The following is a 10,685-nucleotide window of genomic DNA, read 5'->3' on the forward strand; positions in this document are numbered from 1 at the left end:
AAGGGAGGGCGCCGCCAGGCCGGGACGGAGAGCGGCGGCGGCCCGGACCCTGGAAGGGGTCCCGGCCTCCGCCGCATGCGGTGGGTCAGGGAAGGAGGATGAACCAGTTGATGTTCAGGAACTCCTTCTTGCCGGGTGAGACGAACTTCAGGTGGACGGTGTGGCGGCCGGCGGCCTCGGGCAGGGGGACGATGACGTCCTCCCAGTCCTGCCAGCCGCCGGTGTCGGGGACGGCGGCGGTCGCCGCGGGCGTGCCGTCGGGCGAGTCGACGCGGACCTCGATCCTGCCGCCGCCGCCGTCGGAGGCGATGCGGGCGATGAGCTTCTTGGGTCCGGCGGGCCCGAAGTCGACCTCGTCGTAGGAGACGCGGTCGCCGTCGGCGATCCAGCCGACGTACTCGGTGCCGCCGATGTCCTCGGCCGTGTCGACCTTGATGCCGTCCTGGTCGGAGTAGCCCTCGGCCTGGACGAGCACGGGAGACCAGGGCGCCGCGGACTCGGCGGCCCGGTCGGGGCCGTCGCTGGACGGAGAGGGCGTGGGCGAGGCGGACTTCGTCGGAGCCTCCGCCGGCTCGGGCGAGCCCGTGGGCGAGTCGGTGGGCGAATCCGTGGGCGAGGCCGACGGCGACGCGGAGGGCGACACCGAAGGCGAGGCCGGGACCGAAGGCGAAGCGGACGGCGAGACCGCCGGGTCGCCCGCGTCCGCGTCCGTGTCCGGCGCGCCCGCGCCGCGGGCCATCACCTTCACGTAGTCGACGAGCATCGGATGCCCCGGCTCGGTGGCGGGGGAGACGTCCCCGCCGACGCCGCGGGGCATGTCGCCGCCGATCGCGATGTTGAGGATCATGAAGAACCCCGCGCCGGAACTGAGGTTGTCCCAGGCCTGGCGCCACTGGTCGCCGTCGGCCCCGTCGGGGGTCTCCTCGCGGGCGAGCCGGTGGACGAGCTTGCCGTCGAGGTACCAGCGCAGCTCCTCGGCGTCGGTGCGCCGGTCGAACTCCAGCCGGTAGACGTGCGGGCCGTCCTGGCAGGACACCGGGGCGCACGCGGTGGACGCGCCGCGCCCGGAGTGCTCGTTGCACGGGCCGCCCTGGTCGCCGCCGCCCTTGACGCCGCAGTGCAGCGTGGTGTGGGCGAGGTTGGTCCCGTTGACGTTCTCCACGATGTCGATCTCACCGCCGGACGGCCAGTGGCCCTCCTCGGGGTGCAGCCGCTGCTCCTGGTTGAGCAGCCAGAACGCGGGCCAGTAGCCGAAGGCCTTCTCGCCGGTCACCTGCGGCATCTGGATCCTGGCCTCGAAGGCGAGCTGCCCGCCCTTGGCGGCCTTGAACACCTTCTCGCTGTTGATCCGCGCGGACGTCCAGGCGCCCGTCTCGTCGCGCCGCGGGGTGATCGCGAGGTTGCCCTGGCCGTCGAGCGCGTAGTTGGCGCGGTCGCCGGTCATCCGGGCGATCTCGGTGGTGCCGAAGTTCATCGGCCCCTGCCCGCCGAGCGGGGAGACGGTGCGGTGCCCGATGTCGGGCAGCCAGTGGTCGCCGGGGTCGGTGTTCTTCGCGCCGTCGAAACCGTCCTCGAACAGCGGCTTCCAGCCGTCGTCCGGGGCGGCGACCGTGCGGAACGCGAACCGCAGGACACCGTCGTCCCGTGAAACCACCCCCCAAACCCCCAGGACTCCGGCAAGCAGTCCGAAGGCCAGCCCCGATGCGATCATGTAGTGGTAGCGGTCCCGGCCGGCGAAGAAGGCGAGGAGTCCTTTCAAGGGCGCTCTCCAGGGCGTCGTTGACAGGGGTCGCGCGGAAACCGGAATTCCCGCGAGTCGCGCCCATCATGCCCCGTCACCCGCGCACGACACGCGGACAAAACACCCTGAAACCAACTCCTTGACTTTGGTGCGGTCCGAAATCAACAGGAGCCTGACAACCCCTGACAGATGTCAGGGGTTGTCGTTCGCGCGGGGGGTCAGGACCAGCCGAAGTCCTGGGTCCAGTAGGTCTTGTACTTGCCGACGCCCAGGGACTTGAGGCCGCAGTTGAGGATGTTGGCGCGGTGGCCCGGGCTCTTCAGCCAGCCCTTCACGACGGCCTTGGCGCTGGGGTAGCCGTAGGCGATGTTCTCGGCTCCGGGGTTCTTGTAGCCGGTCCTCTTGATCCGGTCCCACGGCGAGGAGCCGTCCTTGGAGGTGTGCGAGAAGTACTTGTTCACCGCCATGTCCTTGGAGTGGCGGCGGGCGGCGAGGGCGAGCCTCTTGTTGCCCTTCAGCGGCTTGCAGCCCGCCTTCTTGCGGGCGGCGTTGGTGAGGGTGAGGACCTTCTTCTCGGCCGCGGTCATGGCGGGGGCCGGGGCGGCCGAGGCGGCGGTGGCGGGGCCGGCGACGATCCCGGCGACCAGGGCGAGCGTGCAGGCGGGGGCGACCAGCAGGGATCTGGGGGTCATACCATCTCCAAAGTAACGAAGAGGTCACATACTAGTGTGACCTATGTGATGGTTCACCACTTTTGGGGCAATCCCTGGAGATATTGCTTTGCACAGCCCCCCGGCCCGCCGCATATTCTTGGCGGTTGTGAGCTCCCCTCCTGATCACCCCGCCGACCTGCGCCAACGCCTGGACGGCCTGACGCTGCGCGACGGATCCCGCCTGCGCCGCCGCTGGGAGGGCACGCGCAAGATCCGCGACGTCGCCCGCCGCGAGAAGGTCCAGCAGGACCTGCTCCGCCAGGTGGAGCGCGCCGAGCTGCGGATCGCGAGCCGGGCCGCGTCCGTACCGAAGATCGCCTATCCCGAGCAGCTGCCGGTCAGCCAGAAGAAGGACGAGATCCTCGAGGCGATCCGCGACCACCAGGTCGTGATCGTCGCGGGCGAGACCGGCTCGGGCAAGACCACCCAGCTGCCCAAGATCTGCCTGGAGCTGGGCCGCGGCGTCAAGGGCCTGATCGGCCACACCCAGCCGCGCCGGCTGGCCGCCCGCACCGTCGCCGAGCGCATCGCCGAGGAGCTGGACACCCCCTTCGGCCAGGCCGTCGGCTACAAGGTGCGCTTCACCGACCATTCCAGCCAGGACACCCTCGTCCGGCTGATGACCGACGGCATCCTGCTGGCCGAGCTCCAGCACGACCGCCTGCTCGAGGCGTACGACACGCTGATCATCGACGAGGCGCACGAGCGCAGCCTCAACATCGACTTCCTGCTCGGCTACGTCCGCCAGATCCTGCCCCGCCGCCCCGACCTGAAGGTGATCATCACCTCCGCCACGATCGACCCGGAGCGCTTCTCCCGCCACTTCGGCGACGCCCCGATCGTGGAGGTCTCCGGCCGCACCTACCCGGTGGAGGTGCGCTACCGCCCGGTCGAGGAGTCCGACGACGAGAACGACCTCTACGGGGCGATCTGCGACGCCGTGGACGAGCTCAGCCTGGAGCCCCCGGGCGACGTCCTGGTCTTCCTCTCCGGCGAGCGGGAGATCCGCGACGCCGCCGACGCCCTGGCCAAGCGCAAGTACCGCGACACCGAGATCCTCCCGCTGTACGCCAGGCTCTCCACGGCCGAGCAGCACAAGGTCTTCCAGTCCCACCGCGGCCGCCGGATCGTGCTGGCCACCAACGTCGCCGAGACGTCGCTGACCGTCCCGGGCATCAAGTACGTCGTGGACCCCGGCACCGCCCGCATCTCCCGCTACAGCAGCCGCCTGAAGGTGCAGCGCCTGCCGATCGAGCCGGTCTCCCAGGCCAGCGCCAACCAGCGCAAGGGCCGCTGCGGCCGCACCTCCGACGGCATCTGCATCCGCCTCTACAGCGAGGAGGACTTCGCCTCCCGGCCGGAGTTCACCGACCCGGAGATCCTGCGCACCAACCTGGCCTCGGTCATCCTCCAGATGACCAGCCTGGGCCTGGGCGACGTGGCGAAGTTCCCGTTCATCGACCCGCCGGACCGCCGCAACATCAAGGACGGCGTCGACCTCCTGCACGAGCTGCACGCCCTGGACGCCGAGCGCGGCCTCACCGAGATCGGCCGCAAGCTGGCCAGGCTCCCGGTCGACCCGCGCATGGGCCGCATGATCCTGGAGGCCGACAAGAACGGCTGCGTCAACGAGGTCATGGTCATCGCCGCGGCCCTGTCCATCCAGGACCCGCGCGAGCGCCCCTCGGACAAGCAGCAGGCCAGCGACGAGAGGCACGCCCGCTTCAAGGACCCGACGAGCGACTTCCTCGCCTTCCTCAACCTGTGGAACCACGTGCGGGAGGCCCAGCGCGAGCTGTCGGGGAGCCAGTTCCGCCGCACCCTGAAGAACGAGTTCCTGCACTACCTGCGCATCCGCGAGTGGCAGGACCTCGTCGGCCAGCTGAAGCAGATCTGCCGCGACCTCGGGATCACGGTCAACACCGCCCCGGGCGACCCGTACAAGATCCACGTCTCCCTGCTGAGCGGCCTGCTCTCCCACATCGGCCTGTTCGACGCCGAGAAGCGCGAGTACGTCGGCGCCCGCAACGCCAAGTTCGCGATCTTCCCCGGCTCCGGCCTGTTCAAGAAGAACCCCCGCTGGGTGATGTCGGCGGAGCTGGTGGAGACCTCGCGCCTGTGGGCCCGCGTCAACGCCAAGATCGAGCCGGACTGGGTCGAGCCGCTCGCCGCGCACCTGGTCAAGCGCAACTACAGCGAGCCGCACTGGGAGAAGGACCAGGCGGCCGTCATGGCCCTGGAGAAGGTCACCCTCTACGGCGTCCCGATCGTCACCGACCGCAAGGTCAACTACGGCCGCATCGACCCGGAGCTGAGCCGCGACCTCTTCATCCGGCACGCTCTGGTCGAGGGCGACTGGCAGACCCACCACAAGTTCTTCCACGCCAACCGCCGGCTCCTGGCGGAGGTCGGCGAGCTGGAGGAGCGGGCCCGCCGCCGCGACATCGTGGTGGACGACGAGACCCTCGTCGACTTCTACGACCAGCGCCTGCCCGAGGACGTCGTCTCGGGCGCGCACTTCGACACCTGGTGGAAGAAGACGCAGCGCACCGACCCGGACCTGCTGAACTTCGAGAAGTCGATGCTGGTCCACGAGACCGCGCAGGAGGTGACGGAGCAGGACTACCCCGACGCCTGGCGGCAGGGCGACCTCGTCTTCAAGCTCACCTACCAGTTCGAGCCCGGCGCGGACGCCGACGGCGTCACCGTCCACATCCCGCTGCACGTCCTCAACCAGGTGGAGGACGAGGGCTTCGACTGGATGGTCCCCGGCCTGCGCCACGAGCTGGTCACCGCGCTCATCCGCTCGCTGCCCAAGCAGCTGCGGGTGAACTTCGTGCCCGCGCCCGACTTCGCCCGCCGCGTCCTGGCGCTGGTCCACCCGGGCGAGGGCCGCCTGCTGGACCGCCTGGAGGCGGAGCTGCGCACGCTCACCGGCATCACGGTGCCGCGCGAGGCCTGGCAGCCCGGCCAGATCCCCGACCACCTGCGGATGACCTTCCGCATCCTGGAGGACGACCCCCGGGCCCCCGGGGAGCGGCCCGGCCGGCCGGGCCGGGGCGGCAGGCGCCGCAAACGGATCGCCGAGGGCAAGGACCTGGCCGAGCTGAAGCGCGGGCTGGCGCCCAAGCAGCGGGAGACCCTGGCCAAGTCGACCGGCATCGAGCGCCAGGGCCTGAAGGACTGGGACTTCGCGGACCTGCCCAGGCTGCACGAGCAGGGCCGCCTCAAGGCGTATCCGGCCCTGGTCGACCAGGGCGACAGCGTGGCGATCCGGACGTTCGGCACCGAGGAGGAGCAGCGGCGCGCCATGTGGCTGGGCGTGCGGCGGATGATCCTCCTCAACGCCCCGTCCCCGGCCAGGCACCTGCAGGGCGGGCTGGGCAACCAGGCCAAGCTCGCCCTGGCCGCCAGTCCGCACGGCAGCGTCCAGAAGCTGTTCACCGACATCGTCGAGGCCGCCGCGGACAAGCTCATGGCCGACCACGGCGGGCCCTCCTGGGACCAGGAGTCCTACCGGCGGCTGTACGACGCCGTCCGGGCGGACCTGGCCGGGACGGCGGAGCAGATCCTCGGCTGGACCGAGCGCATCCTCGCCGCCCACCAGGGGATCCAGCGCAAGCTGAAGAGCACCGGAAGCCTGGTGCTCGTGCCCTCGCTCACCGACGTCCGCGGCCAGCTGGACGAGCTCGTCCACCCCGGATTCGTGACCGAGACGGGGTTCGCCCGCCTCCCGGACGTCCTGCGCTACCTGCGGGCCGTCGACCACCGGCTGGACCGGCTGCCCGACAACCCCAACCGGGACCGGCAGCTCATGGCGCAGGTCGCCGCGGTCCGCCAGGAGTGGGAGCGCGGGGGGCGGCCGCCCGAGGTCCGCTGGATGATCGAGGAGTACCGGGTGAGCCTGTTCGCCCAGTCTGTCGGTACGCGTTACCCCGTTTCCGACAAAAGGATCAGGAAGGCGATTACCGAGGGGCGTCCTCGGATATGACTGAGGCATGTCGGGGGAGCTGACGCTGGTCGAAGCGGCCCGGGAGGGCAAGCTCGACCGGGTGAACGCCCTGATCGCCGGGGGAGCCGAGGTCGACCGTCCCGACGAGGAGGGCACCACGGCCCTGTACGCGGCGTCCGTGGAGGGCCGCGTCGACGTGGTGCGCGCCCTGCTCGCCGCGGGCGCCGACCCCGACCTGCTCAGCCTCGGCGACAGCGACGGCCTCCCCCTGTGCGGGGCGGCCTGCTGGGGCCACGAGGAGACGGTCGCCGCGCTGCTGGCGGGCGGGGCCGCCGTCGACGGGACGGAGCAGCGGGGCTGGACCGCGCTGCGGTGGGCGGTGTCGAACGGCCGCACCGGCACCGTCGCGCTGCTGCTGGAGGCCGGCGCCGACCCGGACGACCGGGCGCGCACCCCGCCCCTCTACCTGGCCGCGAGCCGCGGCTCGCTGGGCGTCGTCCGGCTGCTGCTGCGCCACGGCGCCGACCCGGTGGGCGCCGACCGGGAGCGCGGCGGCGAGACCGCGCTGGAGGCGGCCCTGCGCTGGACCGGGGTGGACGTCGAGCTGGAGCTGCGCGTCCGGAAGAAGGAGGAGTACGCCGGGCTCGGCGACGAGATCGTCATCGACCGCCGGGAGATGGACGACGGGACCGAGCTGATCACCGCGGAGATCGGGCGCGGCGACGAGTTCGGCGTCGCCACGAGCGAGCTGCAGACCGGGCACGGCGCGATCGCCACGCTCCTGGAGCGGATCCTGGACATCCCCACCCCGATCGAGGAGCTGGTCGCGCGGGCGATGGAGTTCCGCTACCTGCGCCCCACCGCCGCCGAGGTGCGCCGCCACGTCACCGAGCGCCCCGCCTGGGAGGAGGCGGTGCGCACCCTGGCGGAGCGGGACGACGAGGAGGGCCTGCGGGAGGTGCTCGACCTCACCGAGCATCCCGACCCGCTGTACCGCGCGCTGGGCGTGGACGTCCTGGCCAGGTCGGGGCCGCGGCAGCGCACCCTGTCCCGGCTGCGCCGCATGGCCCGCGTGGAGAGCGACCCGGTCCTGCTGCGCTCGCTGGTGCGGGCGCTCAGCGACTACGGGGACGCCGCCGCGCTGCCCGAGCTGCTGCGGCACGCCCGCCATCCCGACGAGCGGGTCCGCAACGCGGTGGCCAGGGCGCTGGTGAAGGTGCTGCCGCCGGAGCAGCCGATGGAGCCGGGTGAGCTGATCCGCCTCACCGGCGACGAGCACGAGTACGTCCGGGACTGGGCGACGATGTCGCTGAGCCTGATGGACGCCGACACCGCGGAGCTGCGGGACGCGCTGGCCCGCCGCATGGACGACCCGTCGCCGGTCGTGGTCGCCGAGGCGGTGCGCGGCCTGGCCGAGCGCGGGGACCGCCGCGCCGTCGCCGGCATCCGGCACCTCCTCACCGACCCGAACCTGGAGAACTACCCCCTGGACGTGGCGCTGGAGGCGGTCGTGCGACTCGCCGACCCGCTGCTGCGCCGCGACGTGCTGGCCTGCCGCCCCCTCGCGGAGTCCCACGGCCTGCACGACGAGTGGAAGGAGGCGCTGCGCTCGACCTCGGGCGGACGAATCTAAGCGATCTCCACCGCGGCAAGTGTGTCATGCAGTACACATGGCGGTACTGGACATGCCGTTACATAGGCATGGGAGCGCGCTATCTTCGTGCTCGGAGTTCGTTGATCTTTCGAGGTGCGGCATGGGCAGTCACGTGGACGACCGGCGTGACGCCGCACGGCTGGTCGGCCGCCGCGACGCCCTGCGCGAGATCTCGATGTCGCTGGACAACGACGGCTTCGCCTGCGTGGCGATGGTCGGGGAGCCCGGCGCGGGCAAGACGCGGCTGCTGGCCGAGCTGGTGGACTCGGCGCGGGACGCCGGCTACCTCACGCTCACCGGCCGCGCCGCGGAGTTCGAGGAGGACATGCCGTTCGGGGCGATGATCGACGCCCTGGACGACCACCTGGAGACCCGCGACGACCTGCCGTCGCGGCTGGGCGAGCCCGTCCTGCGCCAGCTGGCCTCGGTGTTCCCCGCGCTGGAGGAGGTCGTCCCCGACGGCCCGGCGCCGGGCACCGGCGCCAGCGCCCGCTACCGCCTCTACCGCGCGGTGCGCCAGCTGCTGGGGGAGCTGGCCGGGGACTCGGGCCTGGTGCTGGTGGTCGACGACATCCACTGGGCCGACGACGCCTCGGTGGAGCTGCTCGACCACCTCATCCGGCATCCGCCGCGCGCCCGGTTCGTCATCGCGCTGGCCTACCGCCCCGCCCAGCTCTCGCCGCGGATGTCCGCGCTGGTCTCCGGCGCCGGGGTGCGCCGGGTGCCGGTGACGCCCTTCACCGCCGAGGAGGTCGCGGAGTTCCTGGGCGACCGGATCGACCCCGAGCGGCGCGCCCGGCTGCACGAGATGAGCGGCGGCAACCCCTTCTACCTGGACGCCCTGACCCGGATGGAGGAGCCGCCGGACGACGGCGAGCACGTGCACGACGACCTGCCGCCGCTGGTCGGCGCCGCGCTCCAGGCCGAGCTCGGCAGGCTGAGCGACCAGGCCAGGCAGGTGGCGCAGGGCGCTGCCGTGGCCGCCGACGAGTTCGACGCGCTGCTGGCCGCCGCCGCGGCCGGGGTGAGCCGGTCCACCGCGCTGGAGGCGCTGGACGAGCTGGCGCAGCGCGACGTCGTCCGGCCCTCGGCGCACGGCAGGTTCCGGTTCCGCCACCCGCTGGTGCGCAGCGCCGCCTACGGTTCGGCCGCGGCGGGCTGGCGGCTGGGCGCGCACGCCCGCGTCGCCGCCCACCTGAGCTCGATCGGGGCGCCCGCCACGGTGCGCGTCCACCATGTGGAGCGGGCGGCGGGCCTGGGCGACGAGTCGGCGATCACCACCCTGATCGAGGCGGCGCGGGCCGAGGCGGCGCGCGCCCCGGCCGCGGCGGCCCGGTGGCTGGGCACGGCGCTGCGGCTCATCCCCGGCGACACCGCCCCCGGCGGCGCGTCCCGCGCCGACCTGCTGCTGGAGCTCGCCCGCGCGCAGACCGTCAGCGGCCATCTGGTCGAGGGGCGCGAGAGCGCGCAGGAGGTGCTGCGGCTGCTGCCGCGCACCGACTACGCGCGGCGGGCGTTCGCCGCGCGCTTCGGCGCCCTGGTCGAGCGGCTGCTGGACCGGTCCGCCCAGGGCAGGGCGCTGCTGCTGGCCGAGCTGCGCGAGCTGCCCGACCCGCAGGCGGCCACCGCGGTGCCGCTGCGGATGCGCCTGGTGGCCGAGAGCCTGATGCGCGGCGACCGCAGGGCGGCGCGCGCCGTCCTGGACTTCATGCCCGAGACCACCGAGCAGCGCCGCCGCGACAATCCGGGCATGACCACCGGGATCGCCGCGCTGCGCCCCATGGCCGCCTACATCGCCGACGAGATCGACGAGGCGCTGGAGCTGCTGGAGAGCGCCGCCGAGCTGATGGACGGGGTCTCCGACGCCGACCTCGTGGAGTGGATGGACACCGTCGCCTGGCTGTGCTGGGCGGAGCTGTGGCTGGGCCGGCCCGAGCAGGCCCAGAACAGGTTCGAGCGGGCCGTGGCCATCACCCGCGCCACCGGGCAGAGCTTCATCGTCACCAACCTGCTGGCCGGGCTGGCCCGCACCCTGGCGGTGCGCGGCAGGCTCGGCGAGGCGGCGCTGGCGGCCGAGGAGTCCGCCGAGGTCGCGCGGCTGCTGCACTCCGGGCACGCCAAGGTCGTCGCCCTCGCCCAGCAGAGCCTCGTCGCGAACTGGTCCGGGGACGCCGAGCTGGCCCTGCGCCTGGCCGCCGAGGCCAGGAGCGCGGGAGGCGTGGAGCGGGAGTGGCCGCGCGTGCAGGCCAGGTTCGCGCACCTGATGGCGCAGCTGGCCTGCGGCCGGACGGAGGAGGCGCTGCGCGACGCCTGCGAGCTGTGGGAGGGCGGGGAGTTCTCGCTGCTCGACCAGGCCAGCCTGCTGCGCTGCGCCGAGGCGATGGCCTCGGCCGAGGCGGGGCGGAGCCGGGGCGAGGAGGCGGCGCGGTGGGCCGACCGCGCCGAGGAGCACGCGCACCCCCGCATCGACGGCAACCGCGGGACCGCCGCGCTGGCCCGCGCCCACGCCCTGCGGTGCGGCGATCCGGCGGCGGCGGCGAAGCTGGCGGCCGAGGCCGCGGCGCGGCTGGCCGCGGCGGGCCAGCGGCTGGACGAGGGCAGGGCCAGGCTGGTGGCCGGGGCGGC

General features: G+C 72.9%; 5 protein-coding genes. 3 read left to right on the forward strand and 2 right to left on the reverse strand.

Features of this window, described 5'->3' with window-relative positions; all coding sequences use genetic code 11:
• Positions 1-85 precede the first annotated feature (85 nt).
• Both ABD140_RS39185 and ABD140_RS39190 read right to left on the reverse strand, forming a co-directional pair.
• Positions 86-1,759, reverse strand: a complete 1,674-nt coding sequence (locus tag ABD140_RS39185) for a carbohydrate-binding protein (protein WP_344248010.1) — start codon at positions 1,757-1,759, stop codon at positions 86-88.
• Between the two features lie 200 nt (positions 1,760-1,959).
• Positions 1,960-2,433 carry a CAP domain-containing protein gene (locus ABD140_RS39190; protein WP_344248012.1) on the reverse strand — a complete coding sequence of 158 codons (474 nt, stop codon included), beginning with the start codon at positions 2,431-2,433 and terminating at the stop codon, positions 1,960-1,962.
• Between the two features lie 127 nt (positions 2,434-2,560).
• Here ABD140_RS39190 and hrpA point away from each other — a divergent pair, with 127 nt between their 5' ends.
• From hrpA to ABD140_RS39205, 3 genes are all read left to right on the forward strand, one after another.
• Positions 2,561-6,445 (forward strand): ATP-dependent RNA helicase HrpA, encoded by a 3,885-nt coding sequence (hrpA, locus tag ABD140_RS39195; RefSeq protein WP_344248014.1) that lies wholly within the window; start codon positions 2,561-2,563, stop codon positions 6,443-6,445.
• 7 nt (positions 6,446-6,452) lie between these two features.
• The gene (locus tag ABD140_RS39200; protein WP_344248016.1) at positions 6,453-8,039 is read left to right on the forward strand and encodes an ankyrin repeat domain-containing protein; all 1,587 of its coding nucleotides are present in this window, start codon (positions 6,453-6,455) and stop codon (positions 8,037-8,039) included.
• Positions 8,040-8,160: 121 nt separating this feature from the next.
• The coding region (locus ABD140_RS39205) for an ATP-binding protein (protein WP_344248018.1) at positions 8,161-10,685 on the forward strand (2,525 nt) is incomplete at its 3' end.

The sequence above is a fragment of the Actinocorallia libanotica genome (assembly GCF_039525175.1).
Classification (GTDB): Bacteria; Actinomycetota; Actinomycetes; order Streptosporangiales; family Streptosporangiaceae; genus Actinocorallia; species Actinocorallia libanotica.